18 protein-coding genes and 3 pseudogenes are annotated in these 18,568 nt (G+C 60.9%); 6 read left to right on the forward strand and 15 right to left on the reverse strand.

Going from position 1 to position 18,568, the window contains the following annotated elements; all coding sequences use genetic code 11:
* Positions 1 to 278 (reverse strand): annotated as a pseudogene (locus G3480_RS12180) (hypothetical protein); the annotation flags it as partial.
* Entirely contained in the window at positions 275 to 793 is a 519-nt protein-coding gene (locus tag G3480_RS12185; RefSeq protein WP_164654165.1) for a transposase, read from the reverse strand. The gene G3480_RS12185 and the pseudogene G3480_RS12180, both read right to left, overlap by 4 nt.
* 180 nt (positions 794 to 973) lie before the next feature.
* Between G3480_RS12185 and G3480_RS12190 the strand changes: the two are divergent.
* The 3 genes and pseudogenes from G3480_RS12190 to G3480_RS12200 form a co-directional block, all read left to right on the forward strand.
* Positions 974 to 1,771, forward strand: a pseudogene (locus G3480_RS12190) (IS1634 family transposase); the annotation flags it as partial.
* Between the two features lie 19 nt (positions 1,772 to 1,790).
* Positions 1,791 to 1,973: pseudogene (locus tag G3480_RS12195) on the forward strand (PD-(D/E)XK nuclease domain-containing protein); the annotation flags it as partial.
* A 250-nt stretch (positions 1,974 to 2,223) separates the two neighbouring features.
* Positions 2,224 to 2,553 carry a hypothetical protein gene (locus tag G3480_RS12200; protein WP_164654167.1) on the forward strand — a complete coding sequence of 110 codons (330 nt, stop codon included), beginning with the start codon at positions 2,224 to 2,226 and terminating at the stop codon, positions 2,551 to 2,553.
* A gap of 107 nt (positions 2,554 to 2,660) precedes the next feature.
* Here G3480_RS12200 and flgL read toward each other — a convergent pair whose 3' ends face one another.
* From flgL to G3480_RS12265, 13 genes are all read right to left on the reverse strand, one after another.
* A complete protein-coding gene (gene flgL / locus G3480_RS12205; RefSeq protein ID WP_164654168.1) occupies positions 2,661 to 3,902 on the reverse strand; it encodes a flagellar hook-associated protein FlgL in 1,242 nt (413 codons plus the stop codon).
* A gap of 16 nt (positions 3,903 to 3,918) precedes the next feature.
* Positions 3,919 to 5,841 (reverse strand): flagellar hook-associated protein FlgK, encoded by a 1,923-nt coding sequence (gene flgK / locus G3480_RS12210; RefSeq protein ID WP_164654169.1) that lies wholly within the window; start codon positions 5,839 to 5,841, stop codon positions 3,919 to 3,921.
* A gap of 62 nt (positions 5,842 to 5,903) precedes the next feature.
* The gene (gene flgJ, locus G3480_RS12215) at positions 5,904 to 6,962 is read right to left on the reverse strand and encodes a flagellar assembly peptidoglycan hydrolase FlgJ (RefSeq protein ID WP_164654170.1); all 1,059 of its coding nucleotides are present in this window, start codon (positions 6,960 to 6,962) and stop codon (positions 5,904 to 5,906) included.
* A gap of 8 nt (positions 6,963 to 6,970) precedes the next feature.
* A complete protein-coding gene (locus G3480_RS12220) occupies positions 6,971 to 8,149 on the reverse strand; it encodes a flagellar basal body P-ring protein FlgI (RefSeq protein WP_164654171.1) in 1,179 nt (392 codons plus the stop codon).
* A gap of 228 nt (positions 8,150 to 8,377) precedes the next feature.
* Positions 8,378 to 9,073, reverse strand: a complete 696-nt coding sequence (gene flgH / locus G3480_RS12225; RefSeq protein WP_164654172.1) for a flagellar basal body L-ring protein FlgH — start codon at positions 9,071 to 9,073, stop codon at positions 8,378 to 8,380.
* Positions 9,074 to 9,099: 26 nt separating this feature from the next.
* Positions 9,100 to 9,891 (reverse strand): flagellar basal-body rod protein FlgG, encoded by a 792-nt coding sequence (gene flgG / locus G3480_RS12230; RefSeq protein ID WP_164654173.1) that lies wholly within the window; start codon positions 9,889 to 9,891, stop codon positions 9,100 to 9,102.
* A 29-nt stretch (positions 9,892 to 9,920) separates the two neighbouring features.
* The gene (flgF, locus tag G3480_RS12235; RefSeq protein ID WP_164654174.1) at positions 9,921 to 10,661 is read right to left on the reverse strand and encodes a flagellar basal-body rod protein FlgF; all 741 of its coding nucleotides are present in this window, start codon (positions 10,659 to 10,661) and stop codon (positions 9,921 to 9,923) included.
* Positions 10,662 to 10,689: 28 nt separating this feature from the next.
* Positions 10,690 to 12,021 (reverse strand): flagellar hook protein FlgE, encoded by a 1,332-nt coding sequence (gene flgE / locus G3480_RS12240; protein WP_164654175.1) that lies wholly within the window; start codon positions 12,019 to 12,021, stop codon positions 10,690 to 10,692.
* Between the two features lie 41 nt (positions 12,022 to 12,062).
* Positions 12,063 to 12,740: a flagellar hook assembly protein FlgD gene (locus G3480_RS12245; protein WP_164654176.1), complete on the reverse strand. Its 678-nt coding sequence runs from the start codon at positions 12,738 to 12,740 to the stop codon at positions 12,063 to 12,065.
* 12 nt (positions 12,741 to 12,752) lie between these two features.
* The gene (gene flgC / locus G3480_RS12250; RefSeq protein ID WP_164654177.1) at positions 12,753 to 13,172 is read right to left on the reverse strand and encodes a flagellar basal body rod protein FlgC; all 420 of its coding nucleotides are present in this window, start codon (positions 13,170 to 13,172) and stop codon (positions 12,753 to 12,755) included.
* A 4-nt stretch (positions 13,173 to 13,176) separates the two neighbouring features.
* Complete coding sequence (gene flgB / locus G3480_RS12255; RefSeq protein ID WP_164654178.1) at positions 13,177 to 13,581, reverse strand: flagellar basal body rod protein FlgB; 405 nt, start codon at positions 13,579 to 13,581, stop codon at positions 13,177 to 13,179.
* A gap of 392 nt (positions 13,582 to 13,973) precedes the next feature.
* The gene (locus G3480_RS12260; RefSeq protein ID WP_164654179.1) at positions 13,974 to 14,786 is read right to left on the reverse strand and encodes a CheR family methyltransferase; all 813 of its coding nucleotides are present in this window, start codon (positions 14,784 to 14,786) and stop codon (positions 13,974 to 13,976) included.
* 128 nt (positions 14,787 to 14,914) lie between these two features.
* Entirely contained in the window at positions 14,915 to 15,838 is a 924-nt protein-coding gene (locus tag G3480_RS12265; protein ID WP_164654180.1) for a chemotaxis protein, read from the reverse strand.
* 543 nt (positions 15,839 to 16,381) lie between these two features.
* Between G3480_RS12265 and flgA the strand changes: the two genes are divergently transcribed.
* From flgA to G3480_RS12280, 3 genes are all read left to right on the forward strand, one after another.
* Complete coding sequence (flgA, locus tag G3480_RS12270; protein WP_164654181.1) at positions 16,382 to 17,119, forward strand: flagellar basal body P-ring formation chaperone FlgA; 738 nt, start codon at positions 16,382 to 16,384, stop codon at positions 17,117 to 17,119.
* A 104-nt stretch (positions 17,120 to 17,223) separates the two neighbouring features.
* A complete protein-coding gene (flgM, locus tag G3480_RS12275) occupies positions 17,224 to 17,538 on the forward strand; it encodes a flagellar biosynthesis anti-sigma factor FlgM (protein WP_164654182.1) in 315 nt (104 codons plus the stop codon).
* A 226-nt stretch (positions 17,539 to 17,764) separates the two neighbouring features.
* Positions 17,765 to 18,241 carry a flagella synthesis protein FlgN gene (locus G3480_RS12280; protein ID WP_164654183.1) on the forward strand — a complete coding sequence of 159 codons (477 nt, stop codon included), beginning with the start codon at positions 17,765 to 17,767 and terminating at the stop codon, positions 18,239 to 18,241.
* The last annotated feature ends 327 nt before the right edge of the window (positions 18,242 to 18,568 follow it).

Below are 18,568 nucleotides of genomic sequence, written 5' to 3' on the forward strand. Positions count from 1 at the left end.
CCTTGATCGGCCAGTGCCGGGACGATCTGGTGTGGGGAGAGATGGGCAAACTCCGCCTGGTTCGCCACCGCCAGGATCTCGGCTTGCTCGGGCGCTGAGAGACGGTTGGCCGGGGTGCGCACGGCCTCGGGTGCGCGGTGCTCGCGCCGACGGGCATCGCCCTGGATAGCGCCGCCCTGGCGCCAGCGCTGCAGGGTGCGCGCGCTCAGCCCCACGGTGGCGCAAGCGTGCTCCAGGCGCGCCCCGGCGCTGCAGGCCTCTGCGATCCAGGTGCTCACTTCGAGGCGCCGCGCGTGGCTGAGAGAGCGCCCTCGGGCGCCTCCCAGAGCCCCTGCACTTTTTTTTGGAGCAACAGCAAGGCGGCGGCTTCAGCCAGCGCCTTGTCCTTGCGCAGCAGCTCTTGACTGAGCTGCTTGATCTGCTCGCGCTCGGCGCGCTGCTCGGCGCGATCGCCCGCGCGCGGCTGGGGGTCGTTGGCGCGCTGACAACTGGTGCGCCAAGCCGCGATCTGCTCGGCAAACAGGCCCTTGCGCCGACAGTAGGCACCCAGGTCGAGCTCATTGAGGGTCGCCGTCTCCACCACCACGGCGAACTTCTCCGCGCCGCTGAGCACGCCGACGCTCGCGGATGGTGTGGCGGGCAGCGCCCCCTGACCTCCGGCCTGGCGGCGCCAGCTGTAGAGGGTGTCACGGGGAATCCCGTACTCACGCGCCAAGGCCGGCACCCGGGCGTCATGCGGTGGCAGCAGCTTCACGATGATGCTGGCTTTGAACTCCTCGGAATAGGTCTTCACAATGCGTCGCCTCGTTGCTGGTCCTGGGGGCTCGCGCCGCGCCCGCTGGCTGTCGCTGTCCACTCGCCCTCCGGGCTCCTTCCCAGCGACAGCCAGCGGGCGCAAGGCCCAGGACGATCATGCCCCCATCTTCACACACATCCTCCCAGGGGAGGCGACTTCTATCCTGACACTGGGGGCTATGGCGAAGTACGCCAACGCTGGGTCGTGGTGTATTCCCCGCAGGCGCGCCAACGCGCCCTCAAGCGCGTCGACAAGCACTGTCTCAAGCAGGGCCGCGCCGAGCTCAAGGACTTCGAGCGCCTGTGCAACACCGACTTCGCCTGCGAGGCCGATGCGCTCAAGGCCCTGGCGCGCTTCGAGCGCACCCTCAAGATCGCGATGCTCGGTGAGACCCACATCGAGGCGCTGCCCCGCTTCAAGGGCAAGGGGCGCCCGGCCAAGGGGCGCGAGCCAGACTTCTTTGTCTATCGCATCGTCGGCGCGCTGGCCTCGCGGGTGCAGGAGCGCCAACGCCGCCTCGAGCGCAAAAGCTGCTTCATCCTCGCCACCAACCAGCTCGATGAGCAGGTCCTCAGTGATGAAGATCTCATCGCCGCCTACAAGGACCAGCAGAAGGTCGAGCGCGGCTTTCGCTTCCTCAAGGACCCGATGTTCATGGCCGCGACGCGCTTCCTCAAGAAGCCCGAGCGCATCATGGCCCTGATGATGGTCATGACCCTGTGCCTGTTGGTCTACGCCGCCTTGGAGCAGCGTATCCGCGAGGTCCTCAAGGCCGAGCAGGCCACCGTTCCCGATCAGAAGGGCAAGCCCACCACGCGTCCCACGGCGCGTTGGGTGTTCCAATTTTTCAAAGGCATCCATGTGCTGGTCGTTGAGCACGTCGAGCAGATCGTGCTCAACGTCGAGCAACACCACAGCGACTTACTGCAGCTGCTCGGGCCGCGCTATGTGGCGATATATTCTGCAAGCGGCTGACGGGGTGCGGAATGACGGATTCAAGGTGGTGGAACTGGAGCCCGAAGGCCGGGCGTTGCAGCAGATCAAGGATCGCGGCTATGCCGACAAGTACCGCGCGGATGGTCAGCCGATCCATCTGATCGGGGTCGAGTTCAGCCGCGAGCAACGCGCGGTAGTGGGGTTCGAAGTAGAGACGCTGGAGTCGGCGGGGAGTGGCTAGGGCAGTCCGTCCGACCAGTTCTTCCTGCGCCGGGGGACGTATTCACCCCACCCCGGACGTTTGGCCTTATGCCGGCTACTAACCTCGGCGCGACGCCAGATCGCGGCGGGGCGCCGCTCCCTCGGAGCGACTTCGCAACTGCCCCGCCCGACAGCTTGGATACGTCGTTTCTTGGACTCCGGCATGCTCCTCGCTTATGCCTATAGTTACTTCTGTCCGCCAAGCCACCAGGTACCCCACGATGCCAAAGATGACGCAGCTTATCTCGGACTTGTCCGATGCCACGAACCAGATGAAGCAGGCGAGCCTGGTCGATGACTGGACGCTGGTGGAGCGTATTCAGAAACGTCGCGCCGCGCTGCTTGAGCAGCTTGTGGAACTCGCAGCGGAAGCTCCGCTCTCGGAATCGGAGGCAGAGCAACTGAGGTCGGTTCGTCAACTGGAAACCGAGGTTGCCAGCCGTGCGGTCGCGAGACGGCAAGCGACCGGAGAGGCCCTGAAGCGCCAGCAAGCGGGCCGCCCTCCGAAGCGCAAGAGCCGGATGCAAGAGGCATATGAAGCGCCGAAGCGGAAACGCTGAAGCCGCCCGTTAGGCTCCGGGCTGGCTGCACAGATGACCTACGACCTCAGCATGTCAGCCCGCGGACCAATGATGCCGAATGCGCGCAGGCGCACACTCGTTGATAATCACAAGAAATCGAACAAGGACAGGCGACTCACCTGTACGTAGCTCTGTTGAGCGGCTTGCAACACGACCTCTTGGAGCTTGAAGCGACTAATGGCTTCGGCATAGTCCAGATCGCGGATCTCAGAGAGCGTGGTCTCGAGATCCAGGACACGTTGATCGTTGAGTCCGCTCTGAGTCTCCAGGTCGCTAATGCGCAGCCCGACCGAGGTTCGGATCTCATTCGTCCGATCCAGACCGGAATCGAGATTGAGCAGAGCCTTGGCGGTCGCATCCTCGAAGGTGACGCCTGCGTCCTCGTCGGCTGGATTCTCCAGCGCCGTGACAATGGCGTCCAAGGTATCGAAGATGCTGACCTCGGATGCCGGTCGGACAGTGATTTCGTCATTGTTTGCGGGATCGCCCGAAAGCCGCACGCTGCGGCCGGCAAACTCGACTGTCAAACCTTCCGAATAGGTCCCAGCGATCGGTGCACCGCTGTCGTCGGTCACGGCCATCCCGCCACTATCGAAGACCTCGTACTGCACCGGCCCCGCACCCGTAAACCTGATCGTATAAACCTCGTCCGGGTCCAGGTCGAAAGCCGCCTTGTCGGTCACCTCGCTCTTGGCCGCCACCACTGTACCTTCGTTCAACGGCGCGGGGATTCCCTCGATCTCCCAACCACTCTTGTCGGCTGCGGCCATGAAGACAGACTCGCCGGTGTCGCCGACCTGAATGTTTCGGGTTGCAGTGATGGCGACCTCGCGCACCGCTCCTGTCCCCTCCGCTCCGACATAGACCACCCGACCCGCGGCATTCGTTTCGAATGGCTGGGTGAAGGAGTCGGTCCCCGAGAAGAGGTATTCGCCGTTGGCGTCCTGACTGTTCGCGACACCAAGGATGGCGTCGCGGATCTGGCGGATCTCATCGGCGAGCGTCTTACGGTTCTCGTCGTTGTAGGTATCGTTGCTGCCGGCCACGACGAGTTCGCGCGCGCGTTGCAGATAGTTCTGAACGGCGTCGATCTGCGATTCTTCCTGCTCGAGCCGCGGCAAGGCCAAGTCCGAGTTGCGCTGGTACTGCTCAGTTTTTGTCACCGCTGCCTGCAGCATCACGGACTGGGTGGCGCCGCTCGGATCATCCGACGGCGTCAGGATACGACGCCCCGTCGCCATCTGCAGACTGGTGCGACTCATGTCCGTCTGGGCTCGCTGCATGGCGGAGACGCCTGATTGGAAGAGCTGGTTGGTCGAGATGCGCATGAGCCGCTCCTAGTGACTAACGGACGGCGTTGATCAGAGTATCGAACACGGTTCGGGAGACTGCGATGACTTGTGCGGCCGCCTGGTAGGCCTGTTGATAGCGAATGAGGTCGGCGGCCTCTTCATCCAGATTGACGCCTGAGATCGCCTCGCGTTGTGCCTGCGCATCTTCGAGCAGCGTTGCGCTCGAGTCCCGCATGATCTGAGCCTGACGCGTTTCTGTACCAACCTCCGCCAGAATGCTGTTGTAGCTGCCCTGTATCGTGGAATTCCCCTCGACCGAGCGCTCGTTCTGGATGTTCGCCATCAACAGCATGTTCCTGTTGTCGCCTTGGTTGCCGACATTGCTGTCGATTACAAACTCATCATCGACAGCGATACTGCCCTGAATCTTGAACTCCCAACCATTGTGCGTCACCGTCGTGGTGTCGCTCGCCGAATCGTAGACGGGGGTGACCGTGGACGTGCTCCCGTCTTCTGCCGTCGCCGTGAAGGCTGCTCCGTCGTAGGTCAGGACGACTCGTCCCAGGTCGAGCGTATCCGCATCGACCGCCGCGACACTCAGAACTGTCCCGTCACCCGTGTTGAGATCAGAGGGCTCCGCGTAAACGGCTGCCGCCGCCGCGATGCCTTCCGGATCCGTCATGGCAACCTCAAGCTTGGTTGCTGCAAAGCGCGTTGGCTGAATGAGCCAGCTATCACCTGCCGCTGGCGACAACAACGACGACGTGTCGAACTTAAGACCGTCAGCATGATAGACATTCGGCGGGTCGGTCGTCGCGTCATGGTCCAGATCGACAACCTCGTTGTCCGGCAAGCGCAACAGCTGAAAACCCGTTCCCGAATACTTGAGGCGATAATCATCGGCCGTCAGCTTAGTCACATCCTCAATCGTCACGCCCGGTAACTGATTGTTGCTATTCGTCGAGTTTGCGGTCAACTCCACCGGCGGGATATCAAAGATGTCACCACCCACCTCCCCATTCAGATCAAGACCAAGCCCGTTCTGATCGTTGAACTGCATGGCCAGGTTGAGCCCGATGAGGCCAAGCTGATTCTGCGCGTCATCGATCATGCCGGTGCGCGTCTCCAGCAGCGCACCAAGCTCCCCACCGCTCATGAAGCGCGTCACATCAATCGGCGCACTGCCGCTATTGTTCTTGCTCTTCAGTCCAATGTCGAAATTTTTGGGATCGCCAGAGAGATGATCCGCTACGAGCTGATTGGAAACAGCCCCCATGACCAGCGACTGCCCATTGCCAACGAAGACATTGACCGAGCCGTCATCCTGAGCATTGACATTGACTTCGATCTTTTCGGACAACTTGCTCAGCAGCACATCGCGTTGATCCAGAAGGTCATTCGGCGTTGCCCCACCAACAAAACCCGACACGATTCGCGCATTGAGGTTCGCAAGCCCCTCCGAGTATTGATTGATCTCCTCGACGGCGGTTTCGATGTTGCCGTTAATCAGTGTCCGCTGCTCATCCAACAAACCGTTGATCTGATGCAGGCGCTCGACCAGGGTCTCGGCCTCGTTCACCATCACTGTCCGCGCGGGCAGTGAGGTCGGGTCACTCGCAACATCCTGGGTTGAGTTGAAGAAGCTCTCCAGGACCGGCTCCAACCCTGTGCTTTCATCGGCCAACAGTCGGTCGACACGCTCGGCAAACTCGGCGCGCACTTCGCCTTCCGCGGCGTTCGAGAGGCTGGAGCGAAGCTGGGCGTCGACAAGGTCGTTCTGAAGCCGCCGCACCGAGGACACGTCAACGCCTTGACCGATGTAGCTCCCGCCAAGTCGCTGCGGATTCCTTGCCTCCAGCTCAACACGCTGGCGGCTATAGCCTTCGGTAGAGGCATTCGAGATATTGTGGCTGGTCGTCGCGAGGGCGCGCTGGTAGGCCAGCAGACCCGAGACTGCGGTTCCCAGTATGCTCATGGGCTTAACCTTCTGATTTTGAAGTCACGACCCCCACCGACATAAAGCGTGCGGGCATTTGTTCAGCCCTCTGCTGGGGTATCGGCCTCAATGACTGAAACTTGAGTCTCTTGCGCCGGTTGCGTCTCGATCGCCGCGCTGATCCGCAGCAGGCGGTCGCGAATGCTGAGGATCTTGGACGCATAGCGAGGATCAGTCGCATAGCCGGCCTTCTGCAGGCCACGCACGAAATCTTCGCCAGTTTCACTCTGCAACGCCTCACCATAGCGCGGATTGCGTTTCAGAAACGCGACGTAGTCGACGAAGGAGTCCGCAGGGCTGTGATAGGCGCGGAACTTGGCCTGCTCGCGGCGCGCCACGCCGTTGCGGTACTCCAGGGTCCCGACCCCCACCTTGTCGCCCTTCCAGCTGCGATCCGCCTTGATGCCGAAGAGATTGAAGCTGCTGCTGCCGTCCGAGCGGCGCGGAACGTGTTTTCCCCAGCCGGTCTCGAGGGCGCTCTGGGCGAGTAGAACGCTGGTGTCCATTCCCAGTATCTCGGCGGCTTGGTCGGCGTAGGGTTTGAGGTAGGCGACAAACTCCTCCGCGCTGCTCGGCGGCCATTGACCCGTCGCGCTCACCTTGAGCGTACCACCGGAAGCCTTGCTGGCCGCGGATTCCTTCTGACCACCCACCCCGGTCACGGCGTCCACCGCAGCATCGACCTTGCGGCGCTTGAAGCTCCTCAGCAGCGGGTTGCGCTCTGGGACGATCAGATCATCGGCATCGCGCTCGTCGCGATCACCAGTCAGCTCGGGGGCGAGCTGACGCATCAGGGCCTTCCGGATACCCATGCCCTCGCCTTCGCTAAGCACGGTCGCGGCCTGCTGATCGAATAGGTCTTGATAGAGCCGGCTCTGACTGGAGTCGAACAAGCTATCCGCCAGGCTCGCCGCGCGCATCTGCTTGAGCATCTGGCCGACGAGCAAGGACTCGAACGCGCGCGCCGCAGCCTCCAATCCAGCCGCGCTTCCCGTCCGAGCCGAGGCGGCGAGGGACTTGTAGGAGGCCGGATCGCTGACCAGTCCGGTCTGAAGCGCGGTGGAAGCACCCAAGCCAAGTTTGTCGCTCGAAGAGAACATGGCTTGGCTCAGATGATGACCAACTCGGCGTGCAAGGCGCCGGCTTCACGCAGGGCCTCGAGGATGGCGACCAGATCGCCCGGTGCCGCGCCCACGTCGTTGACGGCCTGGACGATATCACCCAGGGTTGGACCCGGGCTGAACAGGAACATGCGGTTCTTCTCCTGCTCGACCTGGATATTGCTCTGCGGCGTGACGACGGTTTGGCCGGCGGCGAAGGGACCTGGCTGCGAGACCTGCGGGTTCTCGCTAATGGTGACGGTGAGACTGCCATGCGAGATGGCAGCCGGTGTCACGGTCACACCTTCGCCGATCACCACCGTGCCCGTGCGAGCGTTGATGATGACACGCGCCGGCGGCGCGGCGGCCTCGATGGGCAGGTTCTCCAGCACCGAGACGAATGACACGCGATCACTCGGATCCAAGGGGGCTCGAACACGAATCGAAGCGCCGTCCAGCGCCCGCGCAAGATCATCGCCCATGTTTGAGTTGATGGTCTCGGCGATGCGGTCGGCGGTGGTGAAGTCAGAACGCCGAAGATTCAGTGTGAGGTAGTCACCTTGAGCAAAACCGGTCGGCACTTCGCGCTCCACCGTCGCGCCATTGGGGATGCGGCCAACGCTGGGGACATTGACCGTGATACGGCTACCGTCCGCCCCACCAGCACCGAAGCCGCTAACGGTGAGGTTGCCCTGCGCCATCCCATAGACCTGGCCGTCAGCGCCCTGCAGCGGCGTCATCAAGAGCGTGCCGCCACGCAAACTCTTGGCGTTACCCAAGGAAGACACGGTGACGTCCATGCGCTGCCCTGGCTTGGAGAAAGGCTTGAGGTCCGTCGTTACCATGACGGCGGCTACATTCTTGGTCTGGGGATTGATGTTCTCTGGAACCGTCACCCCCAGCTGGACCAGCATGTTCTTCAGACTCTGTACCGTGAAGGGGGCCTGGGTGGTCTGGTCGCCCGTGCCGTCGAGCCCGACCACGAGACCATAGCCCACCAACTGGTTGTCCCGAACACCGGCGAAGGTCGCCAGGTCCTTGATCCGCTCCAGACCAACGCCGCTCCAATCGGCTTGGTCGCCATAGTCGTCGACGACGACCGTGTTGCCCGCGAACGTCGTGCTCGGCAGATGGGCCGTGGCAGCGGCGAGGACGAGTGCGCCTGTGAACGTCAGGATCCTGCTCATGATGGACCTCGGATTCTCGACCCCGCTGGGGGGCGCGGCATTGGCCCCAAGTTAGGAGACAACCATTTTTGCAATCAGCTCACCAGATCCAAAGCAATCTCTGCACCAGTCGCACCTTGCCGGGTCTTAAAAAGTGTCCATCAATTGTTTCCCGATGCGAGCGATGCCGCCCGAAATCCCCCCTGCCCCCCCTTTGCAAAAGGGGGGAAGTTGTTCATGGGCACCTTCTTAGATCGGCCAGATCGGTGAGTTGAAGAACCTGGACAGCCAGCCTTGGGCGTTGCTGTCGGCCAGGGCGCCGGTCCCGCCATAGTAGAGCTGCGCGTTGGCGACTTGGGTCGATTGCACCGAGTTCGAGGTCGACACATCCTCGGGCCGAATGATGCCGCGGATACGGACGAATTCTTGCCCCTGGTTGATGCCCAGCCATTTCTCACCCTGGATGACGAGGTTGCCGTTAGGCAAAACCTCCGCCACCGTGACCGTGATCTCGCCGCTGAGCTGATTGCTCTGACTAGAATCGCCGGAGCCGTCAAAGGTTCGTCCACCGGTGGCTGACGCGCCGAAGAGCGTCAAATCTCTGTCGATCAGCGTCCTGCCGGCGACGGTGACATTGCCAACATCCATCTCCACGCCGGAATCCTTGGCGGTCGACGTCGACGACGACTTCTTGGCGTTGGTGTTTTCGGCCAGGACGACCGTGACCAGATCACCAACACGACGGGCCTTGTAGTCCTCGAAGAGCCCCTGACTCTGGGACGCTTGAAAGATGGCACCGTAGTTCGCGGCCGCGGGCTTGGGCGCGACTGGCGCCGTCGGCCGATACTCGGCTGCATCGCCTGGCTTCGGCGGATTCAGCGTACTGCACGCGGAGAGACCCACTGCCGTGATGAGGAGTACGATGCGGGCGATTGATGTCGTCATGACGTTCTCTCAGGCTGTGTGACTGACTACGAGCCCAGCTTGTTGTTGGCGTACTGCAGCATCTCGTCAGCCGCGGAGATGGCCTTGGAGTTGACTTCATAGGCACGCTGCGTCTCGATCATGTTGACCAGTTCCTCCGCCATGTTGACGTTGCTGGCCTCCAGTGCGCCCTGAAGCACGGTACCGACGCCGTTCTGTCCCGGATTCGACTGCTGCGCATTGCCGGACGCGGCGGTTTCCAGATAAATGTTCTCGCCAACCGCCTGTAGGCCGGCCGGGTTGATAAAGTTCGCGAGCTGGATGGCCCCAAGCTCGACCGGAGCCGCCTCACCGGCAAGCTGAGCCGACACGGTTCCGTCGCTGCCGATGCTGATGGTTTGTGTGCCCTCGGGCACCACCAGCCCCGGCTGCAGCGCGTAGCCGTTCGACATCACCACTTCGCCATTGGCATTGATCTGAAAGCTGCCGTCGCGGGTATATCCCAGATCGCCGTTCGGCATGAGGACTTGGAAGAAGCCCTGCCCCTGAACGGCAAGATCGAGTGAGTTCTCCGTCTGCACGAAATTGCCCTGCTCGAACAGCTTCTCGGTCGCGACGGTCCGCACGCCTGTTCCCAGCAGCAAGCCAGAGGGCAGTTGCGCCTCTTGCGTCGCCTGAGCCCCCGGCTGGCGAATGGTCTGGTAAATCAGGTCCTCGAACACGGCGCGGCCCTTCTTGTAGCCCGTCGTATTGACGTTGGCCAGGTTGTTCGAGACCACGGACATACGGGTCTGCTGCGCATCGAGGCCCGTCTTGGCGATCCAAAGCGCTTGGTTCATGGTCTGGCTCCTCTATCGACCCGGCCCCGCTAACTGGTGCCCAGCAGGCGGTTATGGTTCTCTTCGATGTTGTTGGCGGTTTCCATCATCTTGATCTGCGTCTCGTAGGTCCGCGACAGCTCGATCATTCGCGTCAAGGCTGCCACCGTATTCACATTGCTCGTTTCGAGCATGCCGGTGATGACCCGGACATTGGCGTCGGCCTCGACCTCCTGACCGTCCGCCGCACGAATCAGGCCATCCTCCTTGCGCTCGAGGGTCTGGATATCCGGATTGACCAGTCGAATGCGGTCCACCGCCGCCAGCGCATTGGGTGCCGAGCCCTCGGGGCGGATGGTGATGGTGCCGTCCGTGCCGATGAGGATGCTTTCGTCGGGCGGAACCGTGATAGGACCACCGCCTCCCAGCACCGGGAGTCCCCGATCCGTCAAAAGCATGCCAGTCGCGTCGACATGAAGATTGCCGGCCCTGGTGTAGGCCTCACCACCGTCCGGCGCTTGAACGGCAATGAAGCCCTCGCCTTGGATCGCGACGTCCAAGTCGCGACCAGTGCTCTGCAGTGCGCCGTGGCTGAAGTCGATGGCCTCGTTTCCGACCTGGACGTAGTCGCGTGAGTCGTAGACGGGCCCTCTGATAGGCGCCGTATAGGCATCCGCGAGCGACTGACGAAAGCCATGTGTCGTCGCATTCGCCAGGTTGTGGTTGTTGATGGCCTGCGCGTAGAGATTCTCTTTCGCGCCGGACATCGCCAGGTACATAAAACGGTCCATGACTTACCCTCGGCCGGACGGCGGATCATCAGATGTTGATGATGGTCTGCGTCACTTCATCTGCGGTGGTGATGGTCTTGGCGTTCGCTTGGTAGTTGCGCTGGGCCGTGATGAGATTCACCAGTTCCTCGGCGATATCCACGTTCGATGCCTCCAGACCGCCGGATTGGATCAAGCCCAAATTGCTGGTGCCAGGATCACCGAAGACGGGATCTCCCGCCGCATAGGTCTCGGCCCAGTTGTTGTCGCCAAGCTGCTGCAGCCCTTGCGGATTCTTGAAGTTGGCCAGCGCGACCTTACCGAGCACGCCGGACTGCCCGTTGCTGTAGCGGGCGAAAACCACACCCGTTTGATCGACGTCAAATCCGCTCAGGCGCCCCGTCGTATAACCGTTTTGAGAGAGGTCGCTGACCGAATACTGGGTGCCGTATTGGGTCAGTCCTGATACATCCACTTGGATCGGGACGGGATCACCTGTGATCGGGTCAATGCCACCAATGGTCGCTCCGTTGGTTGGCTCGTAATCAGCAATAGGAAAGTCAGGCACCAATGGACCCGTTGGATCCACGAGCTGTCCATTGGAATCGAATTCCAGGTCGAACTCCTGCCCCGGAGTCGTCGCCCCAGTCGTCAAGCCATCCAACTCCATGTAGACCTTCCATTTCAAAGGATCAGAGACGATGTCATCTGCCGGAGGACCTCCACTTCCCGTCTTGAGAAAATACATTGTCATTGTACGAGGCGTGCCCAAGGAATCATAAATCGTCACAGACGTCGAATAGTTATAGCTATCTGGATTCGTGACATCGACCACCGTAACAGCTGCTCCGGTTTCGTCGGCTGGCGGTAGCGCGTCGGAAACGAGATTCAATGTAGCCATCACTTCTTCAGTCGACGCGGGCGCATTGTCACCAAACTCCAACTGTAGATCCGTCAGCTGTCCGGTATTGAACTTCGTATCCGTCACACCTTTATCGACAGGCTCATACACCTGAAGGCGTTGGCCACTGGTATTGACCACATAGCCATCACGATTGATCTGAAATGCCCCCGCACGACTATAGACACGCCCACCATCGTCGTTCAAGACGAAGAAGCCTTGACCATTAATGGCAAGATCCAAGGCATTCTCCGTGTACTCGATGTTGCCCTGCGAGAATTGCTGGGTCGTCGCCGCCAGACGCACGCCCGAGCCGATCGCGGTCTTGCTGATGCCGCCATAGGCTTGGGAAAAGACATCGGCGAACTCCGCGCGGGATTCCTTGAAACCCACGGTAGCTGTGTTGGCGATATTGTTGCCGGTGACCTCTAGGTCCGCCGCGGCTGCATTCAGACCACTCAATCCGATGCGAAAAGGCATGATGTCATCTCCAGTTCGAGTAATTCGGCGCCGAGCCGGCGTCAGCCAATGCGATAGACGTCCGAGAAGCTGACAGTCCCGATTCCTAGCAGGCTCAGCAGCAATCCGCCGCCGTCGTTGTCCGTGGTCACGCTCTGGACCTCCGCGTCGATCATGGTATCGAGCGCCTCGGTGGCCCCATCCGTCTGGGCGGTCACCTCGATGGTGTAGGCTCCCGCGGGCGCCGGAGAGCCATCATCGAGCAAGCCGTCCCAGCTGAACTCCTGGAGACCCGCACTCAAGCTCCCAAGTGCCTGGGTCCGGACGAGAGCGCCGCCCGGTCCGTAAATGTTCAGCGCAGCGCTGCCAGCCGATGACGACAGATTGACGGCCCCCGTCAGGCCCTGACCCTCCGACAGCTCGGCCGTTTGCGCCGGCACGAGGACTCTATTCCCAACCAAGGACGCCGCTTGCAGCGTTTGGTTCTGACTGAGCGTTTGAGCAAGGTCCTCGAAGGACGAATTCAGCCCCTCGATCCCAGATACGGTCGAGAATTGCGCCAGTTGAGCGACGAAGTCTTCGTTCTGCACCGGATTCGTCGGGTCTTGGTTCTTGATCTGCGCAATCATCAGCGTCAGAAACTCATCCTGTCCCAGTGAGTCGTCCTCTGTCTCCGCTGCCTTGTCACCATAGCTGCTCAGCCCGAGCCCGCTGATATAATCGGAAGTGATCTGAGTCATGGGTGAATTCCTTTAGCTTTGGCCGACTTGAAGCGTGCGCTGCAAGAGCTGCCGTGAGGTATTCATGACCTCCACGTTCGCCTCATAGCTTCGTGACGCCGACATCATATTGGCCATCTCCTCGACGACACTGATGGCGGGGCGAAAGACATAGCCCTCATCGTTGGCTTGCGGATGATTTGGCTCATAGGCAGGGAAGGGCTCAGCATCCGAATCGACGATGCCCGTCACCCTTACCGGCATGGCGGCATCATTGGGGTCTTCTTGATTCAGGACGGTCTGAAAGAGAACCTGTTTGGCCTTGTAGGCCTCTTCAGGGCTGGAGGCCGCTGTGCTCGCATTGGCGAGGTTCGAGGCAACGGTATTCAGGCGCACCGACTGTGCCGTGAGCGCCGACGCCGAGGTGTTGAAGAGACTGAAGAGATCACTCATGACTTTACTCCTTGCGCAGCGCGGCACGGATGCCGGAAATACGTCGATTTAGAAACTCGAGGCTACTTTGAAAGTGCAAGGCATTCTCCGCAAAGGCGGCACGCTCCAATTGCGGGTCAACGGTATTGCCATCCAATGAGGGCTGGGCAGGAGTCCTGTAGAGCAGATCGGGCTCCAGTTCGGAGTGGTTCCCGGTAAGCGTCAAGTGGTTGGCTTGGGTGCGATTCAGCTCAAGCTGGCTCCCCCGCCCTTCGATACCCGCCAGGGTCTCTCTGAAATTGAAGTCGCGCGACTTGTAGTCAGGCGTATCCGCATTCGCCAAGTTGGACGCCAGCAGTTCAGTCCGACGCGCCTGCAGTGCCACAGACGCGGGCAAGATTCCGAAGGCTTTGTCGAGTGACAGACTCATGACGCATGTGAGGTGCAAGGTTGGCTTGCATGGAGGAATGCACGCCCTATGCCACGCGCGGCCGAGGTGTCTTGGATTGGGGTGTCGAAGCGGCGAAGATGTGGAGCGCCGCACAGAATGCCGTGACGGCTGTGCGCGGTTAGCGCGCAAATCGAGCGCATGCTCTAAGAGAGCGACCAGCGCGGTCCGCAGCGGCGGGAGGCATGGGGCGTCAGTCCGGCACAGCCTCGTGGCAGCGCCGCCCCCACGCACCGACCGAGCATGCGAGGGAATTCAAGATTTTGCGTGGTTGACCATGGTCATCCAGAGGGTGAAGGATGCCTATCAATCAAGGCCTTGTTGTGCGTCGCGCCCCTTGGCGGCTCGACTTACCGAATGCGGGGCCATCCACCTCAACGGCGCCGCAGCATGTTGCCTTGGGGGGTGCGGATCGACTCGAAGGCGTTGGTATAAGAGCCGACGGCTTCTGAAGCGCCAACGAACAGATAACCCCCTGGGTCCATCTGTTTGGCGATGCCGTCAAAAATTTGTCGTTTCGTGTCAGCGGAAAAGTAGATCAAGACGTTGCGGCAGAAGACGATGTCGAACTTCCCCAGGAGCGCATAAGAATCCATCAGATTGAGCTTCTGGAAACGCACGCGCCGCTGGATGTCCGCCTTGATCTGGTGGCCCTGCTCGACGGTGTCGAAAAATTTCTGGCGCCGCTCGGCGCTGAGACCGCGGGCGATGCTAAGCCCGTCATAAAGCCCGCTCCGCGCCTCCGCCAGGATGCTCTCCGAGAGATCGGTCGCAGTAATGCTGACAGGAACCACCTTGGGTCGGCACGCGGCCTCCCACTCCGAGACGATCATGGAGATGCTGTAGGGCTCCTGACCGCTGGAGCAAGCGGCCGACCAAATCTTGATCGGCCGCTTCTTGGCGGCAAGCTCCGGAAGCACGACTTGCCGCAGGGTTTCGAACGGGTAAACGTCCCGAAACCAGGAGGTTTCGTTGGTCGTCATGGCATCGATGACGCGCGACTTGAGCTTCGCATCCGGAGACTGACGCAAGGCCCGGAGCAGATCCTCCACCTTGTTGAAGCCGAACTCGTCGAGTAGCCGGGACAACCGGCTGGAGACGAGATACTGACGGTTCTCGCCCAGCACGAGACCACAGCATTCGGAAAGGAAGCGGGCGAACCCCGCGTAGTCCTGGGCGTCAATCACGGCTAAACCTTCGGATGGATTCTCGCATCACGCCTTTCCTGCAAGCCAAAAACTTCGATGTACCGATAGGGCTAGATATTGATAGGGTCCGCGAGCGCCACTTGTAGCGCCCCGCTGTCTCGCGCACCCTAATCGCTGCGCACGTTCCTGAGCACGGTCGCGGCCAAATCATCCGGGTCGAACTTCGCCAAGAAATCGTCTGCCCCAGCACGCTTGACCATATCGATGTTGAACTGACCGCTGAGCGACGAGTGCAATACCACCCGCAGGTTCTTGAGTTTGGCATTCTCTCTGATCTTGCGTGTCAGAGTATATCCATCCATGCGGGGCATCTCGATGTCGGCGATGATGAGTTCGATGTGCTGGTCCACCATGTCCGCATCGGCCAGTTCCTCAAGATACTCCAGTGCGGCCTTACCGTCCGAGCGCGATTCGGTGCGGAAGCCGAGTTCGGCGATTGCCCGCTCGACTTGCTTGCGCGCGACCAAGGAATCGTCGACGACCAGGATCCGGCGATCGTGCGAAAGCCCTTCGGCTTCCTTCTGCACGGCTTCGGAGACGTCGGCATTGACCTGATTGACCTGCGCAAAGACCCGCTCGACATCAATGATCTCGACCCAGTGCCCGTCGACCTCCGTCACCGCGACCAAATAGCTGTCCTGACCCGTACCGCGAGGTGGCGGCTTCACGTTCTCCCAGGTGACGTTGACGATACGGTCCACCGCCGACACCCAGAACCCCTGCACCGAGCGGTTGAACTCGGTCACGATCACCTTGGCATCTTGATCATGCTCGATCTCGGGCGACGGGAAACCGATTGCCTGGGCGAGATCAATAATCGACACCGTCTTGCCGCGAATGTTCGCCACACCGCAGACGACGGGGCTTGAGCCCGGAATGTGCCTGAGCGCGGGCTTCGCGATCACCTCACGGACCTTGAAGACATTGATGCCGAATGCCTGCTCGCTGCCGAGATGGAAGAGCAGCAGCTCCATCCTGTTCTGGCCCACAAGACGCGTTCTTTGATCGACATCGTCAATAAACTGACTCATTCAACCGCCTCCCGCTCTGTAGTCGCCCCAGGTCACGCGACCCGTGACGACCTGCTGTTCAAGCGCATCGAGCAGCCTGCTCCCGCGCGTCAAAATTCAGTCAACCGGAACGCGCCTCAGACAGGCCTGAGTGAGCCTGAGAGAAACCGGAATACAGCCACCGGGCCCTTGGCTAAGCCGCGGCTGATCGCGCCCGTGCAAGATCACCACAAATCGCCCAGACAAAGGTTGACTGGATTGGCATTTTCGGGCGTCGATCATCGTTTCGGCCAGTCGTCTTCCGTCGGGTGGACAAGCGCAGCGCAGTCCACCAACGCCGACGCGGGATTCGCTGGACTTCGCGCTCGCTCGTCCACCCTACCGGCCCAACTGATGACCAAGGCCGCATTTCCCGAGGCTCAAAGCGTCTCCCGCTGAGTCTAACAGCTGCAAGGCATGGAGCCCTCGAGTGATTGAGCCGATGGATTCCCGGCACACCGGGTCCCGGTCCGATTCATGCTTGATTGATGCCATCACGACCCGAAGCGAGGAGATGCAGACCTAATGACGTTTATCCCACACCACTGCGGAAGGCGGATCAAGGGGCGTCTGGCGTTGATAGCCTGCGCTGGGCTCATTCTCTCGAGTGCCATGGCCCATGCCGGCGAGACCGAGCCTCTTGAGCGCATCCTGGAAAGCGCGCGCAGCTTTCTCGCTCAGCGCTTGTCCGACGACCCCAGCACGGAGACCCGCATCGAACTCGGACAGCTCGACAGCCGACTCAAGCTCAGGCGCTGTGCGCACATCCCAACGGCACAGCTCGCGCCAGGCGGACGGACCGACGGCAATACCACCGTCAATGTTCGCTGCTCCGAGCCTGTCGGCTGGTCGATCTTCGTACCCGTGCGCATTGAGCGCCACGCCGAGGTTGTCGTCACCGCCCGCGCCCTAGCGCGCAAACAGCTGATCAAAGGCCAGGACGTGCGCCTCGAGCGCAAGGAGACATCCGGCCTGACAAGCGGCTATTTCTCCGACCCGGCAGCGGTCATCGGACAGGAGACCAAGCGCAGGCTGGTTCCAGGCCAGGTCTTGACGGCCTCGCACGTCGCGCCGCCTCAGCTCGTGGAGCGCGGCCAGGAGGTCATACTCTATGCCGTCCGCCCCGGACTAACCGTGCGCATGAAGGGCGAGGCATTGGAGGACGGCGCCGAAGGCCAACGCATCCGCGTCCGCAACCGCTCGTCCAAACGGGTCGTTGAGGGCTATGTCGAGCCTTCCGGCGCCATCAGAGTGGCTTTATGATTCAGGCTTGAGTCGGGGCGTATTGATCTCCAGAATTGCGCTACAGTTTTACAAGACGCGGCCGTTACTCTAAGCAATCCAATCAAACCTGGATCTGAGAGACCATGAGTATCACGACGCCGATTGGCTCGCCCCAGCGCCCGGGCGGGACAGTTTCCAGCGCAAAGCCGCACGGCGTGCAGGATTCCGCCGAGCGCGCCACAGCCAAGACCGGGGCCGCGCCCCAGTCCAGCGAGTCCGTCACGCTGACGGCGACCGCTCAGAGTATGAAGGTCGCGCAGGAGAATGCGACTGAGGCCCCCTTCGACGAGGCCACGGTCGAAAAGATCAAGTCCGCCATCGCCGAAGGTCGCTACCCGATCGACAACGAGCGCGTGGCCGACAGCATGCTGAGCTACGAACGGCTGCTGCTGGCTTAGAGGATATCCGGAACAGAATGTGCTTAAGCCTTGAAATTATTTAATTTACAACATCTAAAGGATCAATCGCCGAATCATCGTGGTGTTAGAGTCCAGCGATATATTCAAGAAATTACAGATGCTTGTGCTTTATATGCAATTTCTGAACCGGATGTCCTCTTAGCTGTTGCCGAGACGGCTCGACCGAATCTCGGCAACTCGAACCCAGAGCAAAGAGCAATCGCCTATGGATCGCCTAGAGCAATTCGCGGACTCACTGAGGCGCTCGGTCGAGCTGATCCATCAACTTGAAGGCGTGATGCTCGAAGAGATGCGCGCGATCGAGTCGCGAGCGCCCGAGCAGCTCCAGCAGATCGTGGTCGAAAAGCTCGAACTCGTTGATCGTCTGGAGCATGAGACGGCTCAGCAAAAGGGATGGGTCGAGTTAGAGCACCACAGTTTCACACCCGAGGGTATCGACGCCTTCATCACGGCCGTGGATCCCAAGGATCAGCTCCGCAAACCTTGGGGCGAGCTGCGGGCCGGTATCGGGCGGTGCGACGGGCTCAATAAGAAGAATGCGCGCCTCATCGAGCGCGATCAAAAACGCATTGCCCTATCGCTTCGTATCCTCAAGGGAGAGGACGGGGCGTCCTCAACCTATGACCCCAAAGGGCGAGCCCAGACCAGCCGAATCCAGGGCCGAACCATCAGTCAAGCGTGACACCAGACATTACGTTTGCTGGGTGCGACCAAAACTGATGCCCTTTGCAAAGACCGCAATGGAGCGGTCTGAGGTCGCGCTTTCAGCTCGACACGCAGGGCATCGCCCCGGGTCACCTGTGCCATACGCCTCACAAACCGACCGCATGTCGGCAATGCGACAAGCATTGCCTCTTCGTCAGGCAACGCAGCGCGCGCCCCAATTTGCCGAAGCACGGTCACTTGCATCAGCGACATCCGGGGCGCCGCATGGCGGACAGCCCCGCAATCAGAAACCATAAAATCAATACAATTCAATATTTTATCTGACCACCCGCGCAGACCCAAC

This window comes from Thiorhodococcus mannitoliphagus, assembly GCF_010915725.1.
Taxonomy (GTDB): Bacteria; Pseudomonadota; Gammaproteobacteria; order Chromatiales; family Chromatiaceae; genus Thiorhodococcus; species Thiorhodococcus mannitoliphagus.

What these genes read in the sequence shown, in the direction of transcription:
- G3480_RS12245 (WP_164654176.1), bottom strand. Translation starts at nt 12,740, where the DNA reads ATGACTCAGATCACTTCCGATTATATCAGCGGGCTCGGGCTGAGCAGC.
- flgM (WP_164654182.1), top strand. Translation starts at nt 17,224, where the DNA reads ATGAGTATCACGACGCCGATTGGCTCGCCCCAGCGCCCGGGCGGGACA.
- G3480_RS12220 (WP_164654171.1), bottom strand. Translation starts at nt 8,149, where the DNA reads ATGAGCAGGATCCTGACGTTCACAGGCGCACTCGTCCTCGCCGCTGCC.
- flgG (WP_164654173.1), bottom strand. Translation starts at nt 9,891, where the DNA reads ATGAACCAAGCGCTTTGGATCGCCAAGACGGGCCTCGATGCGCAGCAG.
- flgF (WP_164654174.1), bottom strand. Translation starts at nt 10,661, where the DNA reads ATGGACCGTTTTATGTACCTGGCGATGTCCGGCGCGAAAGAGAATCTC.
- flgA (WP_164654181.1), top strand. Translation starts at nt 16,382, where the DNA reads ATGACGTTTATCCCACACCACTGCGGAAGGCGGATCAAGGGGCGTCTG.
- flgL (WP_164654168.1), bottom strand. Translation starts at nt 3,902, where the DNA reads ATGCGCATCTCGACCAACCAGCTCTTCCAATCAGGCGTCTCCGCCATG.
- G3480_RS12280 (WP_164654183.1), top strand. Translation starts at nt 17,765, where the DNA reads ATGGATCGCCTAGAGCAATTCGCGGACTCACTGAGGCGCTCGGTCGAG.
- flgK (WP_164654169.1), bottom strand. Translation starts at nt 5,841, where the DNA reads ATGAGCATACTGGGAACCGCAGTCTCGGGTCTGCTGGCCTACCAGCGC.
- flgE (WP_164654175.1), bottom strand. Translation starts at nt 12,021, where the DNA reads ATGCCTTTTCGCATCGGATTGAGTGGTCTGAATGCAGCCGCGGCGGAC.
- flgC (WP_164654177.1), bottom strand. Translation starts at nt 13,172, where the DNA reads ATGAGTGATCTCTTCAGTCTCTTCAACACCTCGGCGTCGGCGCTCACG.
- G3480_RS12200 (WP_164654167.1), top strand. Translation starts at nt 2,224, where the DNA reads ATGACGCAGCTTATCTCGGACTTGTCCGATGCCACGAACCAGATGAAG.
- flgH (WP_164654172.1), bottom strand. Translation starts at nt 9,073, where the DNA reads ATGACGACATCAATCGCCCGCATCGTACTCCTCATCACGGCAGTGGGT.
- flgB (WP_164654178.1), bottom strand. Translation starts at nt 13,581, where the DNA reads ATGAGTCTGTCACTCGACAAAGCCTTCGGAATCTTGCCCGCGTCTGTG.
- G3480_RS12265 (WP_164654180.1), bottom strand. Translation starts at nt 15,838, where the DNA reads ATGAGTCAGTTTATTGACGATGTCGATCAAAGAACGCGTCTTGTGGGC.
- flgJ (WP_164654170.1), bottom strand. Translation starts at nt 6,962, where the DNA reads ATGTTCTCTTCGAGCGACAAACTTGGCTTGGGTGCTTCCACCGCGCTT.